The organism is Actinopolymorpha singaporensis, assembly GCF_900104745.1.
Classification (GTDB): domain Bacteria; phylum Actinomycetota; class Actinomycetes; order Propionibacteriales; family Actinopolymorphaceae; genus Actinopolymorpha; species Actinopolymorpha singaporensis.
On record NZ_LT629732.1, the window covers coordinates 1557190 to 1575623 of the forward strand.

The 18434-nt window shown below is 69.0% G+C and carries 17 protein-coding genes and 2 pseudogenes; 6 read left to right on the top strand and 13 right to left on the bottom strand.

Annotated features, from left to right (window positions below; genetic code table 11):
* Window positions 1-52: 52 nt before the first annotated feature.
* The gene (locus BLU27_RS07045; RefSeq protein WP_197681717.1) at window positions 53-1213 is read left to right on the top strand and encodes a mechanosensitive ion channel family protein; all 1161 of its coding nucleotides are present in this window, start codon (window positions 53-55) and stop codon (window positions 1211-1213) included.
* On the opposite strand, the gene BLU27_RS07050 is transcribed toward BLU27_RS07045, so the two are convergent.
* The 4 genes from BLU27_RS07050 to BLU27_RS07060 all read right to left on the bottom strand — a co-directional run bounded on the left by BLU27_RS07050 (window position 1154) and on the right by BLU27_RS07060 (window position 4795).
* Window positions 1154-2062, bottom strand: a complete 909-nt coding sequence (locus tag BLU27_RS07050) for an aminoglycoside phosphotransferase family protein (RefSeq protein ID WP_241827826.1) — start codon at window positions 2060-2062, stop codon at window positions 1154-1156. The genes BLU27_RS07045 and BLU27_RS07050 overlap by 60 nt on opposite strands.
* A 125-nt stretch (window positions 2063-2187) precedes the next feature.
* A complete protein-coding gene (locus tag BLU27_RS28845) occupies window positions 2188-2364 on the bottom strand; it encodes a hypothetical protein (RefSeq protein WP_157728282.1) in 177 nt (58 codons plus the stop codon).
* The gene (locus tag BLU27_RS07055) at window positions 2361-4118 is read right to left on the bottom strand and encodes a DUF222 domain-containing protein (protein WP_092651729.1); all 1758 of its coding nucleotides are present in this window, start codon (window positions 4116-4118) and stop codon (window positions 2361-2363) included. The genes BLU27_RS28845 and BLU27_RS07055 overlap by 4 nt, the downstream gene beginning before the upstream one ends.
* A 155-nt stretch (window positions 4119-4273) precedes the next feature.
* Entirely contained in the window at window positions 4274-4795 is a 522-nt protein-coding gene (locus BLU27_RS07060; protein ID WP_092651731.1) for a DinB family protein, read from the bottom strand.
* A 162-nt stretch (window positions 4796-4957) separates the two neighbouring features.
* Between BLU27_RS07060 and BLU27_RS07065 the strand changes: the two genes are divergently transcribed.
* The gene (locus BLU27_RS07065) at window positions 4958-5347 is read left to right on the top strand and encodes a hypothetical protein (protein WP_092651733.1); all 390 of its coding nucleotides are present in this window, start codon (window positions 4958-4960) and stop codon (window positions 5345-5347) included.
* A gap of 63 nt (window positions 5348-5410) precedes the next feature.
* Here the strand turns inward: BLU27_RS07065 and BLU27_RS07070 are convergent, their stop codons facing one another.
* The 3 genes and pseudogenes from BLU27_RS07070 to BLU27_RS31125 form a co-directional block, all read right to left on the bottom strand.
* Window positions 5411-7804, bottom strand: a complete 2394-nt coding sequence (locus BLU27_RS07070; protein ID WP_197681718.1) for an N-acetylmuramoyl-L-alanine amidase — start codon at window positions 7802-7804, stop codon at window positions 5411-5413.
* Window positions 7805-7967: 163 nt separating this feature from the next.
* Window positions 7968-8948 carry an aminotransferase-like domain-containing protein gene (locus tag BLU27_RS07075; RefSeq protein ID WP_197681719.1) on the bottom strand — a complete coding sequence of 327 codons (981 nt, stop codon included), beginning with the start codon at window positions 8946-8948 and terminating at the stop codon, window positions 7968-7970.
* Between the two features lie 2 nt (window positions 8949-8950).
* A pseudogene (locus BLU27_RS31125) lies at window positions 8951-9151 on the bottom strand (hypothetical protein); the annotation flags it as partial.
* 46 nt (window positions 9152-9197) lie between these two features.
* Between BLU27_RS31125 and BLU27_RS07080 the strand changes: the two are divergent.
* Window positions 9198-9884 (top strand): pyridoxamine 5'-phosphate oxidase family protein, encoded by a 687-nt coding sequence (locus BLU27_RS07080; protein WP_197681720.1) that lies wholly within the window; start codon window positions 9198-9200, stop codon window positions 9882-9884.
* Here the strand turns inward: BLU27_RS07080 and BLU27_RS07085 are convergent.
* Window positions 9863-10558 (bottom strand): TMEM175 family protein, encoded by a 696-nt coding sequence (locus BLU27_RS07085; RefSeq protein ID WP_092651735.1) that lies wholly within the window; start codon window positions 10556-10558, stop codon window positions 9863-9865. The two genes, BLU27_RS07080 and BLU27_RS07085, sit on opposite strands and share 22 nt — an antisense overlap.
* A 122-nt stretch (window positions 10559-10680) precedes the next feature.
* Window positions 10681-12051, bottom strand: a complete 1371-nt coding sequence (locus BLU27_RS07090) for a serine hydrolase (protein WP_092651737.1) — start codon at window positions 12049-12051, stop codon at window positions 10681-10683.
* A gap of 337 nt (window positions 12052-12388) precedes the next feature.
* On the opposite strand from BLU27_RS07090, the gene BLU27_RS07095 reads away from it, so the two are divergent.
* Window positions 12389-13366: a hypothetical protein gene (locus BLU27_RS07095; protein WP_092651739.1), complete on the top strand. Its 978-nt coding sequence runs from the start codon at window positions 12389-12391 to the stop codon at window positions 13364-13366.
* 29 nt (window positions 13367-13395) lie between these two features.
* Here the strand turns inward: BLU27_RS07095 and BLU27_RS07100 are convergent, their stop codons facing one another.
* Window positions 13396-14028 carry a C1 family peptidase gene (locus BLU27_RS07100; protein WP_241827827.1) on the bottom strand — a complete coding sequence of 211 codons (633 nt, stop codon included), beginning with the start codon at window positions 14026-14028 and terminating at the stop codon, window positions 13396-13398.
* A gap of 87 nt (window positions 14029-14115) precedes the next feature.
* A pseudogene (locus tag BLU27_RS31130) lies at window positions 14116-14253 on the bottom strand (hypothetical protein); the annotation flags it as partial.
* Between the two features lie 149 nt (window positions 14254-14402).
* On the opposite strand from BLU27_RS31130, the gene BLU27_RS31135 reads away from it, so the two are divergent.
* On the top strand, window positions 14403-15524 hold the full coding sequence (locus BLU27_RS31135) for a hypothetical protein (RefSeq protein WP_172804898.1): 1122 nt from the start codon (window positions 14403-14405) through the stop codon (window positions 15522-15524).
* Here BLU27_RS31135 and BLU27_RS07105 read toward each other — a convergent pair.
* Together BLU27_RS07105 and BLU27_RS07110 are read right to left on the bottom strand one after the other, a co-directional pair.
* Window positions 15517-16395, bottom strand: coding sequence for a phosphotransferase (locus BLU27_RS07105; RefSeq protein WP_157728284.1), 879 nt, complete (start codon window positions 16393-16395; stop codon window positions 15517-15519). The genes BLU27_RS31135 and BLU27_RS07105 overlap by 8 nt on opposite strands.
* 102 nt (window positions 16396-16497) lie before the next feature.
* On the bottom strand, window positions 16498-17367 hold the full coding sequence (locus tag BLU27_RS07110) for an alpha/beta fold hydrolase (RefSeq protein ID WP_092651744.1): 870 nt from the start codon (window positions 17365-17367) through the stop codon (window positions 16498-16500).
* Between the two features lie 246 nt (window positions 17368-17613).
* On the opposite strand from BLU27_RS07110, the gene BLU27_RS07115 reads away from it, so the two are divergent.
* Window positions 17614-18273 (top strand): SGNH/GDSL hydrolase family protein, encoded by a 660-nt coding sequence (locus BLU27_RS07115; protein ID WP_092651746.1) that lies wholly within the window; start codon window positions 17614-17616, stop codon window positions 18271-18273.
* The last annotated feature ends 161 nt before the right edge of the window (window positions 18274-18434 follow it).

Here is an 18434-nt window from a genome sequence, read left to right on the forward strand (position 1 = left end):
GATGAGACCGTGAGGACGACCGCACCCATCTGGGGAGGATCGCCGAGGTTTCATGCAAGTAGTTGCCGCGATCAGCACTGCTGTGCCCGAGCCGATGCACACTCTCCTCGTCCTGGGCTGTACCGCGGCGGGCGCGCTCCTGGTGACCCTGGTCACCGGCAGGATCACCGCTCGTCTCGCGCGGTCGGAGAGTCAGCCGTTCTGGGGGCGGTTACGAAGGCGTTGTCACCGGCCGTGGACGGTGACGCTGCTGTCGGTGGCGTTGCTTGCTGCCCAGCCGAGCGCGGGTCTGCGCGGTGAGCCGGCAGGCGGCGTACGGCACCTGCTGGTCGTCACCACCATCGCGGCGGTGTCCTGGCTGGCCACGGCGGTGCTGTTCCTCGTAGAGGACGCCGCCCTGCGCCACGTCCGGGTCGACGTGACCGACAACCGGCGGGCTCGGAAGGTCCAGACGCAGCTGACCGCCCTGCGCAGGTTGACCGCCGTGTTGGTCACCCTCGTGGCCGCGTCCGCGATCTTCATGACGTTCGACGCGCTGCGCACCTACGGAGCGTCGATTCTGGCGTCCGCCGGGGTCGCCGGTGTGATCGCCGGTCTCGCTGCTCAGACGACCCTGGCGAACGTGTTCGCGGGCCTGCAGTTGGTGTTCACCGACGCGCTGCGGATCGACGACGTGGTGGTGGTCGAGGAGGAGTGGGGCCGGGTCGAGGAACTCACCCTGACCTACGTCGTGGTCAACCTGTGGGACGAACGGCGGCTGGTGCTGCCGGCGACGTACTTCACCACGACGCCGTTCCAGAACTGGACCCGCTCGGAGTCCCGCGTCATCGGCGCGGTCGTCTTCTACCTCGACCACAGCACCCCGATCCCGGAACTTCGCGCGGAGGCCCAGCGGATCATCGAGAAGAATCCGCTGTGGGACCGGCGCGACTGGACCCTGCAGGTCGTCGACACGACCGAACGCTCGATCGTCGTCCGGGTGCTGGCGTCGGCGGCGGACTCCGCGTCGGCGTGGGACCTGCGCTGTGACGTACGCGAGCACCTGCTCGGCTGGCTGCGGGACAACCACCCGAACTCGCTGCCCCGGTTGCGAACCGAGCGGGCCGGCCCTGACGGCTCAGCCGACTCCGGCGGCTCGGACGGCTCCGGCGGCTCAGCCCGACTCGTGGTCGGCGAGGACCTCTTCGACCACGCGCAGGTTGCCCGCCGCTAGCGGCCGGCCCTGCTCGGCGTCCTGGGCCAGGCCGAGCAGCGCCTTCCACAGCGCCCACCCACGGGCGCGGGCCCAGGTGCCGTCGTCCTGTGCGACCGTACGCCGGAACGCCTCCCGGCTCGGCCCGGCGAACATCGTCCACGCGATCACCAGGTCGCAGGCCGGGTCGCCGACGCCGCTGGTGCCGAAGTCGATGACCGCGGCCAGCCGCCCGTCGCGTACGAGCAGGTTGCCCTGCGCCACATCGCCGTGGAACCACACCGGTCGGCCTCGCCACTCCGCGGCGAGTGCCGCGTTCCAGACTGCTGTGGCTCGGTCGATGTCGAGGTGGTCCTCGAGAGTGCGCAGACAGCGCCTGGTCTCGTCGTCGTAGTACGCCGGGGGCGCGCCGCGGTAGAAGCTGTGCTCGCCCGCGGTCGGCCCGTTGGTCGCATCGACCCGCTGCAGAGCGAGGAGGAAGTCCGCCACCTCTTCGGCGAACGTCGACAGGTCGGCGATCCGGTCTGGACGAGCGGTGTCGCCGTCCAGCCAGCGGCGGATCGACCAGGGGTGCGGGTAACCCTCGCCCGGCTTGCCCAGCGCTACCGACACCGGAATCGGGACGGGCAGGTGCGGGCCGATCACCGACAGCCAGCGGTGCTCCTTCTCCACCGCCGGGACGTATCCCGGTGCGGTGGGCAGACGGACAGTCAACTCCTCGCCCAGGCGGTAGGTGCGGTTGTCCCACCCGTCGACCTCGACCGGGGTCACCGGAAGGTCACTCCACTGCGGGAACTGCGCGGCGAGCAGCCGCTTCACCAGTCCCGCGTCGATGCCGGCCCGTCCGTCGAGGTGTGTGTCCGAAAGCACCCGCGCAGTGTTCCAGCCGCCGCTGACGCCGGGCAACGCATTTGCCGTACGGAGCGCGACAGGTGGACGTGTGTCGCGAGGTCCGCTCCAGTGGCGGCGTCATCGCCTGCTCCAGCACACACGCCTTACGGCCGGCGGACTTTCTGCTGCGGGTCCACCCACTCTGGCGGGATGTACTCGGGGTGGCCGTGGTTGCTCATTCGTACTTGCCAGCCTTTGTGGTGGACGTAGGTGTGGTGCGTCCTGCACAGCAATACTCCGTTCGCGAGATCTGTCGGGCCGAAGTCCTCCCAGGCGGTCATGTGATGGGCGATACAGCGGCGTTCGGGTACTTGGCAGCCGGGGAAGTGGCAGTGGCTTCCGTCACGGACGGCGAAGGCGCGGCGTTGTGGTTCGGTGAAGAACCGGTCGGCCATGCCGACGTCGAGGATTTCGCCGTTGCCGGCGAGAGCGGCTCTCCGCCCAGGCCGAGGAGCCTGGCCGACCCGCCACCGCCGCACTTCTGACAGCCGTCATGGGGATCGATGGGGCCGTCAGGATTGATGGCAGCGTCGGGCGCCGCCGCACCTTCCTGCTGTTCGGCGTCGTTGTCGGCGTCTCCACCCGGATCACCGATGAGTGGTTCGGCCCCCGGATCGGGTCGGCGTCCGGGTCCAGCTTCGGACCCTGGTCCGGTTGCGGCGTTCGGTTGTGGGTGCCGCCCGGGTCCTCGCGGTGCGGGTATCCGTTCCCCAAACCCCGCGGGTTCTGGTGTGTCAGGTGGTGGTTTCTCTCTGCCTGGTTCGCATTCCTGAGCGGCCGGAGTGGCTGCCCCGACGGTCTCGCCGACGTCGCTCGTCACATCTGGGCCGCCGACACCGCCACTCGTCCCGACACCGCCACTCGTCCCGACACCGCCACCTGCGTCGGCCGCGCGCCGCGTGCCGTCGGTGTCTTCGCCGGACTTGTTCTTGTCCTTGGTGGGCTTGAAGTTCGTGATGCCCGTCGTGCCAGCGGCCTTCGTGCCGTCGCTGCGCTCCTTGCCGCTGCTCTGCTTGCCGCTGCTCTGCTTGCCGTTGCCTTGTTTCCGGTTCCTGCGGTCGGCTTGGCGTTTGGCCTCGGGGGTTTGGCAGGTGCAGGGGGTGGGGCGGACGGGATTGAGGTCGTCCATGGTGCCGAACCCGGTGCCTCGTAGGAGCTGGTCCAGTCCGATGGTGACGGTCACGCAGTCGCGTCCTCGGCCGCGGTTGGGGGATGCCTGCCATTCGGCCATCTGGGCGACCAGCTCTGCGAAGGCGTCCCCACGCTTTTGGTCCAGGGGGCGCCCGTCCGGCTCGGGGGCGTTGTCGCGGGCGATCAGCGTCTCGATGACCTTGCGGAGGGCTTCCATCTCCACCGCCGGAAGTTTGACCACCACGGTTTCGGAGCCGGGGATGCCGTTGGCGATGTAGCGCAAGGAGCGTTTGCGTTCGGCGGCGCGTTCGGCGTCGTCGAGTTCCTTGCCGAGGCGGCGTTCCCATTCTTCGGGGGCGAGGTACTGCAGCAGCGCCCGCCCCAGCAGGCGTATGTCGTCGGGGTTGCGCCGCTTGGACCAGGTGATCAGGTATTCCTCGGCCTTGACCCGCTGCTCAGGGCCGATGTGGGCGGGCATGTCCCTGACCGCGAACGCGATCACCTGCGCATGCTTCAACGACAACTCACCCCGCGCTAACGCGGCGGCCGTCAACGTCACAGTACGGTCCAGGTCCCGGGCCAGGCCGACCGTCGCGGCGGCCTCGTTCTTCGACATCCGCTGCGCAGTGCGCAGCCACGTCGCCGTGGCCGCCGCACCCGTCGTCTTGGCCACGTCACAGGCCTCACCCCGGGCGACCATCGCCAGTTTCAGCGCAGCCAGCTTCGCCTCATCGACCCCGTGCAACTCCAACAGCCGGCCAAGCCCTTCGGCACGCAGCGACAACATCGGCCCGGCAAGCGCCTCATCGAGAATGCCGCCGATCTGGACCAGCGCAGCCTCCAGCCGCTGCTCGGCATCACCGCCGCCATCCCAGCTCGGAGGCTTCCACGTGGTCGAATGCATGGTCGAATTCTAATAACGGCTACCGACACAAAGTCCTTTTCCACAGCACATTCCCGCAGGGCGCCGGTCCGCTACCTGTGGACGAAAAGGTGGTTCCGCAGTCTTCGCCGGTAGTCTTCGCCGGCCCCGTCCGGACCGCCGCGAACTCCGGCCGGTCAGCCTCGAGCCTCCGCGTTCGTACGGTCCCAGATTCGGCCGGTGGCCCAGGCGTACTCCCAGGCCTGGATGTCAGGCGGCTCGATGCCGAGGCCGGTCAGGATCGCGCAGACCTGCTCGCGGTGGTGGTTGGCGTGGTTGAGCGCCTGGGCGACGAAGATGCCGGCGCGGCATTCGCGCAGACCGTCGTCGATGACGACCACACGTTCGACGTCGATCGGATCGGCGAGAACGCCCTCCCAGACCTGCTCGGCATCCGCAGCCCAGTCGGCCAGTGTCCGAAGGTCGACTCCGTCCACACCGCTGTCGGCCCATTCGAGCTCACGTCGGGCCAAGCGGCGCACATAGCTCCCGTCGCAGGTGACGATGTGATGCAGCGTGGCGAGGATGCCGCCGAAGGTGCCGACCCCGGTCGCATTCACCAGTTGGTCCTCGGTGAGGTTCTGGTCCTGGCAGAAGGCGATGAGTTGTCTGGTCGCCCAGGCGTTGTGCCGAACGGCGTCGGACAGGACCTCGTTCATGACCGCCCCTCTCGAGCTGTGTTGGAGTGCGGCAGAGGGCCACACCGGAAGCGTGGGCGGATGCTACTTCGCCGCCCGTTTCGTTCTCCTCTGCTTTTCCGCCTTGACCTCGGGCCGGTCGGCATCTACAGCTGATGGCGTACGCCCGACAAGGAGGCCCTCATGGGGCTCGACGCGAACTACCCCGCCGTCACGATGAACGACCCGAACGGGCACGTGGCGGTCTACAACCAGGACCACGTGGTCATCGGGACTCTCGGCCCGACGCCCTACGAGTCGCCCTCGGTCAACGTCACCTGCCGACTCAAGAAGTGGGACGACGCGTACTGGTATCGCCTGCTGAACCCGAACGGGTGGTCCTTCCCGGCGACGAGCGCCTACGTGTCCGCGGACGAGACACACGAGCTCAACCCGGGGCAGCCGTACCCCATCCCCGAATGTTCGGACAGCAGCTGCCTGTCCACCGCCCGCCGGTTCGCGGGCCTGGCGCTGGCGGCGCTCGGCGCGGTCACCGGCGCGGGCGCGCTGTGGCGGCGTCGCCGCCGAAAGTGAGTTCGCGTCCGCGCAGGACCTCGCCCGCGGGCCGAACCGGTGCAGGCTGCGACTCGCTCGAGGTCACGGCAGGTAGACGAGTCCGTCGGTCGTGATGGTGGGGCGACCGCTGGTGCCGGCGACCACGATCCTCACGCTGTGCTTGGCGCTGCTGCTCCACCTTCGGGTCCAGATCGCGTTGCGGTACATCACGGTCGACGAGTAGAGATCGACCGTACTGACCTTGACACCGTCCACGTAGATGTACGCCTTGCCCGAGCCGCTGGCGCGGGAGACCACCCAGGCCGCGGACCTGCCGGTGAACGTCCAGCTGAGGCTCGCGCCGGCGGACGAACTGCTGTAGGAGGCGCCGCCCAGGTAGTGCGTGGAGGTCCTGGTCTGCCAGGACCCGGACCTGGTGGCGGACGTCTCCTGCTTGATCACCGGCGTGCCGCTGGTGGAACTCGACGCCGAGTTGCCGGCGTAGTCGTAGGCCCGCATCGCCCAGGTGGTGGCCGTGCCGGACTTGGCGGTGAGGTTCCAGGACGTGGTGGTGGGCCCGAACGTCAATGCGGTGGGCGCCGTGAGATGCACGTCCTTGAGGGCGGTGTTGTCAGTGCCCTTCCAGCCCAGCCGGACCGGCACCGCCGTCGTGTTCACGGTGCCGGTCCGCAAGGACAGCGCCGGCTTGGTGCTGAACGTCGGTGGAGTCGTGTCGGCGACGACTGACACGGCCGAAGTCGTCGCGGTCCTGCCGGACTGGTGGACGCCGCGTACCTGCACCTGGTGCCTGCCGACCGTCAAGGTGAGGTTGGCAGAGCGCGCCGAGCCGGAGGTCGTGGCCACGACGGAGCCGTCCACCAGCACCTGGAACCTCGAGATCAGCGCCGACGGTGTGGTGGTGGTCCACCCGAGGGTAAGGCCGCCCCTTGTGTAGTAGGTCGATCCGGACTTGACCGCTCCCGACAGTGAGGTGACCACGAGGCCCTGGACAGGCCCGGCCGCCCAGACGCGGATGGTGGGCAGCTTTGCGTAGAGGTCGCTGCCGGGGCATTCGGTGTTGTTGACGTCCCGGTGGCCGACGATCCGCGGGAACGTGTACGCGGTGCCCTTCGTGAAGTACCGGGAGTAGTAGCTGTGCAGGTTGTCGTCGCCCGCGGTCATGGTGACCGAACCCGCGGGGTCCGCGCCGTACTGGCCGAGCTTCCACGCGGCGAGCCTGGCGACCGACGTCAGCGTCGCGGTCGTGGGCGCGACGTCGTTGAAGTTGCCGAGTACGGCGAAGCCGCTCGTCTCGGCGTTCCAGCCTCGCGCGTGTGCGCCGTAGACCGGTCGGTCGACACCGCCCTTGCGTCCTTCGAAGATCGTGCCGCACCTGTCGAGCAGGAGGTTGTATCCGATGTCGCGGTATGCCCGCGACTCCACGTCGTAGGTGTAGATACCACGGACGATGGCTGCCGAATCCGCGCACGCGTAGCTGTTGGTGCCGGCGGTGTGGTGGACGACGACCGCCTCGACAGCGCCGGGCAGGTAGATCGGTTCGTCCGGGCTGAGCGTCTCGTCCGCGCCCCACCCCGCTCGGCCGGTGATCGCCGGTCGCGGCACCGTCGAGGGCGGCGCGGGCGGAATGGTCGGAGTCGGGCTCGCGGTCGGGGTGGGTGTGTCACTCGGTGTCGCGGTGGGAGTGGGCGAGGTCGGGTCGGGAGACGGCGTGTCGGTCGCGCTCGCGGTTGGGCTCGGCGACGCGGGGTCGGTCGCTACGGGACTGGGCGACGCGGGATCGGTCGGCGTCGGCGAGTCGGTCGGTACGGGGGAGTCGGTCGGTACGGGGGAGTCGCTCGGCGTCGGCGAGTCCATGGGGGTGGGCGAGTCGGTGGGAACGGGATCGACATTGCTGTACGCGGCGGGTTCGAGCCTCGTCCCGGTACGCCGGCCGGGATCGACCAGTTCCAGGCGAAGGCCCTTCGGCAGCCGCGACGGTCCGGCCCGTCGTACGGATGACGCGTCCCGCGCGCCGCCCAGGGTCGGTGTGACGCGCGCCTGTACGCCGTCGGAGGGGCCGACCCACAGCGGCTCCGTACCGCCGCGGACGCCCGTCCCGGAGTCGCCGGTGTCGGTGTCGGTGTCGGTGTCGGTCGGCAGGGTCCGCCACGGCGACCAGTGACCGGTGGCGGTCCGGCGTGTGGGCACCTGGATCGTGCCACCGGTCGCCGTCGGATCGGACCACGTCACCCCGAGCAGGCTGAACGACTCGGTATGCCGACGCGGGACCGAGGCCGTTCCGTTCGCGTCACTGGCCATCGGGACCGACCGCACCCTGGTAGGAACGGCACCGTGTGCGCTCTGCGCTCGCACCTGCGTGGGGCCGCTGGAGCCGGTCCCCTGCCACGCGGAGTTCGGGGAGGCCAGCACCATCGAACCGACCACTGCGAGTACCCCGGCCAGACCCAGTCCCCCGAACAGCGCAGACTTCCTCACCTGCCGCGACCTCACGCAGTGACCCCATTCTCCTGAAGAAGGCCTCGGCAAGCGTGGCCGTCCGGGTGGCAACAGCGGAGCCGACGACGGTTCGCGTCGGCGGCCGCGGGAGACCGTACAGCACGCGAAACGGTTTGCGCACTGTCGGAGGTTTGCCCGCCGCTCACCGCCCCGTCCCGTACAGCAGGTCGAGGAACCGGCCGAGCGTCGGGATGTAAGCGCTGCCGGTGGGCGCGCCGTACCCGACCACGAGCGCCTGCGCACTCACCTTGCCGGGCTCGTGCCAGTAGTCACCGAGGCCGTTCAACGCGATGCCGCGGCTTCGCGCCCGCGCCAGAAGGTCGAGTTCGGTGCCTCCTCGGCCGAGCGGGATCACGGCGTGCAGCCCGGCGGCGATCCCCGTCGGTAGCGGGCCCCCGCGTTCTGTCAGGCCGGCGACGAGCAGGTCGCGACGCCGACGGTAGGACTGGCGCAGGTACCGCAGATGACGGTCGAGGCTCCCGCGGTCGATGAGGTCGGCGAGGACGAGTTGGTCGAGTACGCCGCTGCCGCGGTCGGTCAGGGATTTCGCCTCGCCCAGCGGCTCGACGAGCGAACCGGGAAGAGCGAGCCAGCCGAGCCGGAGAGCCGGGGAGAGGATCTTGCTCGCCGTACCGACGTAGACGACGTGGTCCGGGTCGAGGGCCTGCATCGCGCCCACCGGCTGCCGGTCGTAGCGGAACTCGCCGTCGTAGTCGTCCTCGACGACGAACGCGCCGGTACGCCTGGCCCAGTCGACCAGCCGGGTCCGGCGAGCCGGTGCCAGCGTGACGCCGAGGGGGTACTGGTGAGCCGGCGTGGTGACCACCGCGGCGACGTCGAGTCCGTGCAGGACGTCGACCAGCAGTCCGTCGTCGTCGCACGGAACCGCGACGACGCGCAGCCCGGCCGCCTCGACGACACGGCGATAGCGCGGCGCGCACGGATCCTCCATCGCCACCGCATCCGCGCCGCGGCTGCGGAGCATCCGGCAGAGCAGGTCGAGCGCCTGGGTGTAACCACTGCAGACGAGTATCCGGTCCGGCCGGGTCCGTACCTCACGGACACGGCCGAGATAGCTCCCTCTGCCGTCAGCTGTGCGTACGCCGCCGTCACCGTGCCGCACGCGATCTCGAGGTCCGCGGCCAGCGCCCGGGTCGACGGCAACGGGGCGCCGACCGGCAACCTGCCGGACCGGATCGCCTCCCGGAGCGCGGCCTCCAGGCCGTGCCGCAGTCCTCGGGAGCGGTCGAGGCGCAGGACCAGATCCAGGCTCGAGCCGCGGTCGTACGACGGCGACGCCCGCGCACTGGACCACTCGGTTCGCATCGAACTGGAGCATAGCCGTGAGCCAATTCGGCTCTAGCGTTGTGCCGTGACCAGCCACAGCGACCCGATCACCTCCACGATCCGGACGCGGCTTCGCCGCAAGCCGGACAGAGGCCGCTTCGACCGGGCGAGCGTGGAACGCATCCTGGACGAGGGATTCGTCTGCCACGTCGGGACGGTGGACAGCGGGGGGCCGCGGGTGATCCCGACGTGCTACGGCCGGGTCGCCGACGTCCTGTATCTGCATGGTTCGACCGGGAGCACCTTGCTCCGCGCGCTGGCGGCCGGTACGCCCCTGTGCGTCACCGTCACCCTCGTCGACGGCCTGGTGCTAGGGCGGACGCAGCGCACCCACTCGGTCAACTACCGTTCGGCGGTGATCTACGGGCAAGCCAGGCTTGTCAGTGAACCGGGGGAGAAGGCGCGTGGGCTCGCCGCCATCGTCGAGCGTGTCGTACCGGGTCGGACCGCGGACGTACGGCCACCCAACCGTCGTGAGCTCGCCGAAACCCACGTTGTGGCGATAGGCATCGAGGAGGCGTCCGCCAAGGTACGCAGCGGTCCGCCACTGGACGGTCCGGACGACCTCGAAATCCCTGTGTGGGCAGGGGAAGTGCCTCTACGCACCGTTGCCGGTGAGCCGGTGCCCGACCCGGCCACACCCGCCGCCCACCGGGTACGCCCGCCTGACCCACCCGGCTACGTCCGTGACTACCGCCGGCTTGGTGAGTGAGGCCGCCGTGGGCCGATGAGCTGTTCGGCGCGCAGCGCGAACGGAATCGCCACCCAGCACAGGTACGCCAGTTGGGTCACGAACGCCAGCGGGATCGACACCACGAAAGCCACCAGCATCACCGTCAACCGTCGGTAGCCGCGGCTGAGGGCTTCCTTGTCCGCGCCCGGTCGGAGTAGCCGGTGACGTTGGATCTCCAGCAGGCACAGGAGAGAGAACGTCGCCGCAAGTACCTGCACGAGGGCATACAACATGAACCTCGCGGCGAACGCCCCGTCACCCACGATGACGCGGGTAGCGAACGGCGTCAACGTGATCGTCAACAGCCACAGCATGTTCCAGCGGACCAGTCGGCCGCCGAGGCGAGCCAGGTAGGTGAACGTCCGGTGGTGCATGAGCCAGTGGCTGCCGATCACCGCGAAACTGATCAAGAACGCCAGGTAATCCTCGCGGTGATCGACCGCGTCGCGCCAGAAGGCGGTACCGGTCGTTCCCTGGGGTACGTGCAGGTCCAACGCCAGCAACGTGATCGCGATGGCCACGACCGCGTCGGAGAAGAAGACCAGACGTTCGGTCCCGGGGTCTGCTTTCTCCACATTCTCCGCGTTGCCACCCACGTTCTCCCCGGCCGGAGCCGCGTCGGCCAACCGGGTCGAATGCTCCTCCGCGTTCATGTGCACAGAACTACCTCACCACTGTGGTCGAGCCACACGAGGGTCGGTCGGCAACGAGCGCGCCCTGCTACTCGACCCCGGGGGCCGACCCCAGACCCCGGAGCGTTCCCGCTCTGTGACTGTCAGCTGACCTTCGGCAGTGCGCGCAGCCCGAGGTGTGCGTACCTCGACCCGTCCTCCGACGTCGAGAACGCCACCGGCGTCCATGACCTCGCGTCCGCGGCCCGGGTGAGGAAGAGGTCCTTCTCCACCGGCACCAGGACGTACTCCTCGACCGGCTGGTCGACCACCTCCGCCAGCGCGTCGGTGACACTGACCCTGGCGACGAGGCCGCGGTCCTCGACGGTGAGCTCGACGCGGCGGCCGATGGTCGCGTACGTACCGGCGTACGCGGTGAGGTCGACCGTGACCGGCACGTCGGGCGGCGTCGGCAATGGCGGCAGCGCGAGGTCGCAGAACTCCGCAAGCAGCCCCTGGAACAGCTCCTGGTAGAGGTCCTCGGCCCGGCCGCCGTTGGTGAGCAGCGCTATTGCCACCCCGGCGTCCGGTACCACGCGCAGGAACGACGACTGTCCGATGGTCCCGCCGTCGTGGCCGAACGCCCGGCGCCCGTTCCAGTCGTACAGCGCCCAGCCGAGGCCCCAGCCCGCCGCGTTCGCGCCGCGGTGCAGTTGCACCGAGCGGGTGCGCATCGCCGCGACGGAGGCGTCGGTGAGCACCTCCCGGCCGTCAACACCGAGACCGCCGTCCAGGTGCACCCTGGCCATGCCGACCACGTCCCGGGCCGTCGCGCACAGGGTGCTCCCCGCCGGTGCGGTGGAAGCGGGCAGCTGCCACCGCGCGACAAGCTTGGGTGGCTGGTCGCCGTCGACGTCGTGGCCGTACGCCACCCGGAACCGCAACGCCTCCTCGGGCAGCGCCACGGTCTCGCGCAGACCGGCGGGATGGAGCATCCTGGTCCGCAGAGCCTCCCGCCAGGCCTGCCCGGTGAGGCGCTCGACGATTCGGCCGGCCAGGACGAAACCGGTGTTGCAGTACGACATGAGCGCGCCGACCGGGTGCACGAGGCCGAGGTCGGCGCAGGTCTCGACGTACTTCGTCACCGCGTCGTCACCTCGGCCGGTGTCCACGAAGTGGTCGCCCGGGATGCCACTGGTGTGGGTGAGCAGGTGGCGGACCGTGATCCTGCCGAGCGCGTCGGGGTCGGCCAGCCGGAGCTCGGGCAGAAGTTCCGAGACCTTCTGGTCGAGGTCGAGCCGGTGTTCGTCGACGAGCCGCATCACCAGCGTGGTCGTGAAGATCTTGGTGATCGATCCGATCTGGAAGACCGAGTCCGGGGTTACGGTCACGCCGGTCCCGGCGTTCAGGATGCCGGACGCCGCGGTCGACACGTCGCCGTCGGCGAGGACGGCGAGGGACGCCCCGGGAACACCGTGTCGGCGCACCATCTCGTCCAGGCGCTGCTGCCACTCCACGAACCGTCTCCCGGGCATGGGGGCACTCCATTCAGTCGGCAGCTCGAAATCGGCAGATGGGAAAAGCGTAATAAACGGCAGGGCCCACTTCAGCCGCACAATCAACTCGATACCGGGACGTTCGACGAACCGACGAGCGACCGCCGCAAGGGGAGGCGGCGACCCGTGGCGCACACCTGCGGGGCGGCGCGGGAGGAAAAGGGCCTTGAGGCCAGGGACGTTCGACTAGTCCGAAGGGGGACATCGGTAGCAGCCCGGACGGACGGATCGGCGGGACCCTCTATGGGCCGAATTCACGTCTGGCAGAAAGAGGGCGTCATGTCCGCCGAAGGCGCATCCGGGCAGAGGCGTCCGCATGATCGCGCGTGAGCTCGATACGACGGAGCGTGAGCTTCTCGTACGCGCGGCGATTCTGGCGCCGTCGGCACCCGAGGCGCGGTCGTGGCGGTTCCGGTTCAGCGCCGACACCGTCGACGTGTGCCTGGATCCCGTCGGGGTGCATCACGGCGAGCTGCAACCCGGCGGGGTGCATCACGGCGAGGACTCCGGTGGACGGCCGACGATGGTCGGAGTCGGTGCGGCGGTGTTCAACCTCAGGGTCGCCGCGGCGGCACTGGCGCGGGGAACGACCACGAAGCTGCTTCCCGACCCGGGTCGACCTGGGCTCCTCGCACAGGTGCGGGTCTGGCCGGGGCCGGGTGCGGAAGTCTGCCTGGCCGGCCTCCTCCTCCACCTGTACCGGCCGCGGTCGGGCCGACGTTCGTACGCCGACCGGCGGATCCCGCCCGCGATCCGACAGGAGCTGGAACATGCGGCGGCCACCGAGGGAGCCATCCTGAGCTGGCCGGACGACAGGCACGGCGAAGAACTCAGGACCTGGGACGGCTGCCACGGCGGCGTGCTGGACGGCGTACTGCATGGTGATCTGGCCGGCGTACTGGATGGTGACCTGGACGGCGGTCTGTATTGCCCGTCGTACGGGTACCAATGGACGCACGCGGTCCTGACCACGGACGCCGCGGCACCCGCCTGCCCGCGCGACTGGCTGGTCGCGGGGCAGGCGCTGCAGCGGGTCCTGCTGGTGGCGGCCCGGCACGGCCTGGCCGGCTCGGCGTTCGACGGGCTCGACGCGCTGGACGGGCAGCTGGGCGGGCTGGACGGGCTGGGCGAGTTCGACGGCTCGGTGGGTTGGCCGGGCAGGCTCGGGCCGTCGCGCCCACGGTGGGCGGACAGGCCCGCTCAGGTGGGGCTACGGCTCGGTTGGGGACCGTCGATCGCGCGTACGCCTCCCCGTCCGCTCACGGATTTCGTGGCCGACGACCTGTGCTCGTGAACCGGTGAAGGCGCAGGCCGACCTGTCGGTCAGGTCAGGCCCTTCGCGGCCGCCCACTGCTTCGCGACCTCCCACAGGTGGCTGTCGTCAGCGGTGCCGGGGTTGGGGTCCGGCTTCGGGCCGGGGTCTGGTGGCGGGACCAGGGCCCAGGTCGGCACGGTGACGTCACCCTGCTGGGACAACAGCCACTTCAGGTCGGCGGACTTCAGGTAGCCGATCCCGTCGACTCCCCAGCTCGTACCCCAGGAGTTGGTGAGGGTGTAGGTGCTGGTGTCCACGTCCAGCCCGTTCACCACGAGTTCGTGCCCACCGGCGATCCCGGAGGAGCGGTCGACCGGGATCAGTCCCTCGGAGTCGGGCTCGAACATGCTGTTAAGCCACGGAATACCGATCATGACCGGCGCCGACTGCAGCGCGGCGTTCATCGCGTCCAGGCTGAACGCGTGCTGGTACGACGTGGCCAACTCCAGAGCCTTCAGCGCCTTGGCCACACCCAGCCCGGACGATCCGGTGTCGTCGGGCGGGTAACTACCGGGGAACTCGTCCAGCTGAGTCGCCAGCGAGTACAGGCGTACGGCGAAGTCCTCGTCCAGGGGGTACGAACCCGCGGTGAAGGTTCCGTGGGACGCGGCGGCTGCCGCCGCGGTGATGTCGACCTTCACCAGACCCTGCCGCGCCGTGGAGTCGGTGCCGACGAGTCCGGTGGCGGCGTTTCCCGTGCAGTTGTGAACGCCGATGCCCTCGGCGACATACGACTCGTCGCCTTCAACGGAAAGGTTGTAGACAGGCCCCACGTAGTCCTCGACGCGCAGTTCCCGCACCTTACGCCAGACTGCGTCTCCGTCTCCCGGCATTGCCCAGGTCCGCTCGGCATGGTGACCGTCCATCGTGGCTGCCGCACTGCTGCGGCGCTGTTCTGGGGCGATTTACGCCAGTCGATCACTGGGTGCCTGCCGGTGGCTTGCGCTATGTCGTACATCGCAAGAGCCAGGTCTCTGCTTATCGTGACACCTTCACGCGAGCCATCACGTCGGTGGTGTCCATCCCCATCGAGCCAGCCGTCGAGCATGGCCGTCAGGAACTCCTTCGCACCACCCATCAGTGCATCGTGTGGCCTCTTGAGGCCACTGCCGTTGCCACAGAGCCCGGAGAGCAGCAACGACCAGCCTGTTCCGTGAAGGGTGACATTGATCGAGTTGTTGAGACGATGAGCGATGTGTGCCTCAACTCCCCACACGCCTTTGATGAGTTGCGCGGTCTCGGCGACGAGCGTGTCGGCCTCATGCTTTGCGAACGTCCATCGCGCCTTCGAGGCGTCACAGGACCCTTCGGCGAGAAACAGTCCCAGCAGACGGCCGGTGGGGGCATCGAGCGTGATCTTCTCGGGAAGCGCGTTGGCGTCCAGTTTCAGACCCTTGCGGCCGGGCAACCCGGACCACCGGTTACCTCGCGTCAGCCTGTGCGAAGGCTTGGTGACGAACTGTTCCACCGGGACGGACAAGACTGCCCCGTTGAGATACTTGGGAAGCGCGACCTCGTCGCCGATGCAAAGCTCACCAGCGGGCACATAGCCACGCGCCGTCAACACGGGATGTTCGCGCGTCAGGCGGAGGTGGGCGTGGCCACGGAGGAGGACGCGCACGAGCCCGCCTTCCTCGTCTCGCACCATTGTGCGAGTGACGCGGCCGATGTTGCCCTCGGCTGTCAGGACTTCGTCAAGAAGCCTGATGTCCTTGATCGCACACTCCCCACCATTGGCGAGGCGGACGCGCGTCTCAGGCGGGAAACAGGACCCGAGGTTGCCCTGGTCAAGGATCCCGATCCGTCTGTCCCAGTGGACGGTCTTGATGGCGGAACGGGGGAGCACGCCGACCGCGAAGGCCAGCGATCGTTCGTCGTGCTCGACGTTGCGACCGAGCCGAGGATCCTGGCGGTCGTACTCGTAGAGGTCCATCAGAGCCTGCCTTCCGCGGAGTGCGGTGGAGCGGGAAGAGTGGCGTCGAACGGTGAACAACAGGAACGGACCCGGAAACGGCGATTTCAGAGTACGTCCGAAACAGCGCACGGTCGCCGGTTCGACCGGAATCCGCCGCTCGTCACGACCGCCGGAATGCGGTGCCCGCCCAGCTCACGGCCAATACGCCGGTCGGCTAGGTGAAGTACGCGCGGCTGGTGAGGAACTCGTCGACGTCCGGGTTGCCGCCGCCCTCGCAGACCAGCATCCAGAACCGGCAGTACGCCCGGAACTCCTCGAAGCGCGGCAACGGCAGAACCGACTCGTACCCGCGGCGGAAATCCTCCGGGCGGGTGAGGCACGTCTCGACCACTGCCAGCTCCAGCTCGCGCGGGCCCACGACGTAGGAGTCGAGGTCGACCACGCCGGCCAGCGTTCCGTCGCGGTAGACGAACTGGTTGCCCGAGATGTCCGGCATTATCGGCGCCAGGTTGCCGGAGAAGACGTCCGGGTCCATGGCGGTCGCATGGCGTTCGAACCACGTCCCGATGTCGGGTCGATGCGTCCAGAACCGCGAGATCGTACGTCGCATGCTCGCGTTGGTTCGGGCCACGAACTCGGTCGGATCGAAGGCCTGCTCGGTCAGCGTCCCGTACCTGTCGTGGGCGCGCAGGTGCAGGCGCGCGACGTACTCCCCGAGTTGTTCGTGCACCTGGCCGGAGTCCGGGAACTCGTCCGGTTCCCACGCTGTGCCTTCCACCCAGGTGAAGATGTACGCCGGTCTGTCGCCGACCGTGGTGGATGCGACCGGACGCGGGGCCTGGACCAGGCGGTCCTCGTCGGCGGCCCGCAGGATCGGATCGACCCCCAGCAGTTGGTGGCCGTAGCGGAGACCGAACGTGTCCTGCATGTGCTGCCAGAACGGGGAAAGGCTCGAGGGACTCAACAAGGGAACGCGGAGCGAGTACCGCACGCCGGTGGCGGTCTCCAGCCGGTAAAGGACGTTCGAGTTCTTCGCCACCAGGCCAACAGAGGCGACGGTCTCGCCCAGAGCCTTCTCAGAGCTTGCCCGCACGAGGTCCTCAGTGGGCTCAGTCGTATGGCTCTCCTCGGGCGTCACCCGGCAAAGTTCAGCAAGTCCGCTGGCCGCCGGTCAACGAGTTAACCGTTCGACCGGTCACCTGCCCGCGCCGAGCACCTCCCGCAGTCTGCGTGCGAACGCCTCGGGCTGCCCGGCGAAGCCGGACTCGCCGCCCACGAACCCGCCGTGATGGCTGGGAAACACGGCCGCCTCCTGGCCCAGCAGCGCCGCAATGGTGCGCGACGTCCGGCCGGTGAGTGTCTCGCCGGACTCTTCGGCGACAGCGATCACGATCCGGGTCGGCGTCGCGGCGAGCGCGTCGAGGTCGGGCCGGTAATCGGTGACGGCCCACGAGCGTTCCGACAACAGCGGATCGTCCCGCGAACCATCGTCCTGGGCCGGCATCCCGAAGGCGGCCGGGTCCGGCGCCGGTTCGGCGAAGTAGTCCTCTGTGAACTCGCCCTGCCAGGAGGTCATCGCGATGAACGCCGCCATGCCGGCTCCCCAGCCTTTCGCCTCGTAGACGTCACGCACCTGGACCCGAGCGCGTTCGGCCATCGGGGCATCGGGCAGCATCGGGATCAAGGGTGGCTCGTGTGCCACCAGCGTGGTGACGTCGTCGGGGTGGGTCGCCACGAGGGCCAGGGCGGTCACGGCGCCACCGCTGCTGGCGAAGATCTCGACCGGACCTGAGCCCAGTGCCTGGATGAGGGTGTGCAGGTCGGTCGCCTGGGTCACGGGTGTGTTGTCGACACGTCCGTCCTTGCGAACGCTGCGGCCCAGACCGCGTGGGTCGTACGTGATCACGGTGCGGTCAGGAAAGTGCGAGGCCAGCGCGGCGAATCCGCCGGCGTCCATCGGCTGGCCGATCATCAACAGAGGCGGGCGTCCGTCGGCCGCCGGTAGCGTGCCGCGTACGTCGTAAACGAGGTCGACCTCGGGGGTCTGGAGCGTTCTGGTGTCCATGACCCGTGGACCGTCCGCGCATCGGAAACTCATCGGAGTCCGCGCCAGATTCTGGACGATCAATCGCGCGCGACCACCTCTCGGTGGCGATCGCCGGTGGGATCTCGTCGCTCGTGGCCGTACTGGTCGCGCTGTTTGCGTTCGAGATCATGCTTGCCGGTTCCGAGTTCCGGCAGTCTTACTTGGAAAGTGCAGGCCTCGTCCACCCTTGTGTGAGAAGAAGTGACCGAACGAAAGGGAGACTCGATGACCGACAAGAACATCATGTGTTTCGGTGATTCGCTCACCTGGGGCTGGGTGCCGGTGGCGGAGGGCGCCCCGTCGTGGCGGTACCCCCGGGACGTGCGGTGGACGGGAGTGCTCGCCGACCGGCTCGGCGACGGCTATCACGTCGTCGAGGAGGGGCTGAGTGCGCGCACCACGACGGCCGACGACCCGGCCGACCCGCGGCTCAACGGCTCGACCTACCTTCCTTCCGCCCTGGCCAGTCACCTGCCGCTGGACCTGGTCATCGTGATGCTCGGTACGAACGACACGAAGTCCTACCTTCGGCGTACGCCGAACGAGATCGCGACCGGCATGTCCCTCCTGCTGTCCCAGATCCTCACCTCCGCCGGCGGGGTCGGGACCGGCTATCCGGCGCCGAAGGTCCTCCTGGTAGCGCCGCCGCCGCTGGCCGAAATGGGTCACCCGTGGTTCGAGGTGATCTTCGAAGGCGGCCGGGAGAAGACGATCGAGCTCGCCAGGAAGTACGAGGCGCTGGCGAGCTTCCTGAAGATCCCGTTCTTCGACGCGGGCTCGGTGATCAGCACGGACGGTGTCGACGGGATCCACTTCACCGAGGACAACAACCGCGTACTCGGTGAAGCCCTGGCCGGTGAGGTGCGGCACATCCTCGGCGACTGATCCGCGGCGCAGGAACTCCCGGTACCCTGCCAGCGTCGGCGGGAGCGCGGTTCCTGCCGGGGACGGACGTCAGGATGCCGGGCAGACAGACAACGCGCGCGGACAGGCGTGGGAAGGCGGCCGCAACGCCTCCGGCCTCACTCGCGCATCGCGTCCTGCTG

What these genes read in the sequence shown, in the direction of transcription:
- BLU27_RS07045 (WP_197681717.1), top strand. Translation starts at nt 53, where the DNA reads ATGCAAGTAGTTGCCGCGATCAGCACTGCTGTGCCCGAGCCGATGCAC.
- BLU27_RS28845 (WP_157728282.1), bottom strand. Translation starts at nt 2,364, where the DNA reads ATGACCGCCTGGGAGGACTTCGGCCCGACAGATCTCGCGAACGGAGTA.
- BLU27_RS07055 (WP_092651729.1), bottom strand. Translation starts at nt 4,118, where the DNA reads ATGCATTCGACCACGTGGAAGCCTCCGAGCTGGGATGGCGGCGGTGAT.
- BLU27_RS07060 (WP_092651731.1), bottom strand. Translation starts at nt 4,795, where the DNA reads ATGAACGAGGTCCTGTCCGACGCCGTTCGGCACAACGCCTGGGCGACC.
- BLU27_RS07065 (WP_092651733.1), top strand. Translation starts at nt 4,958, where the DNA reads ATGGGGCTCGACGCGAACTACCCCGCCGTCACGATGAACGACCCGAAC.
- BLU27_RS07085 (WP_092651735.1), bottom strand. Translation starts at nt 10,558, where the DNA reads ATGAACGCGGAGGAGCATTCGACCCGGTTGGCCGACGCGGCTCCGGCC.
- BLU27_RS07090 (WP_092651737.1), bottom strand. Translation starts at nt 12,051, where the DNA reads ATGCCCGGGAGACGGTTCGTGGAGTGGCAGCAGCGCCTGGACGAGATG.
- BLU27_RS07095 (WP_092651739.1), top strand. Translation starts at nt 12,389, where the DNA reads ATGATCGCGCGTGAGCTCGATACGACGGAGCGTGAGCTTCTCGTACGC.
- BLU27_RS07110 (WP_092651744.1), bottom strand. Translation starts at nt 17,367, where the DNA reads ATGGACACCAGAACGCTCCAGACCCCCGAGGTCGACCTCGTTTACGAC.
- BLU27_RS07115 (WP_092651746.1), top strand. Translation starts at nt 17,614, where the DNA reads ATGACCGACAAGAACATCATGTGTTTCGGTGATTCGCTCACCTGGGGC.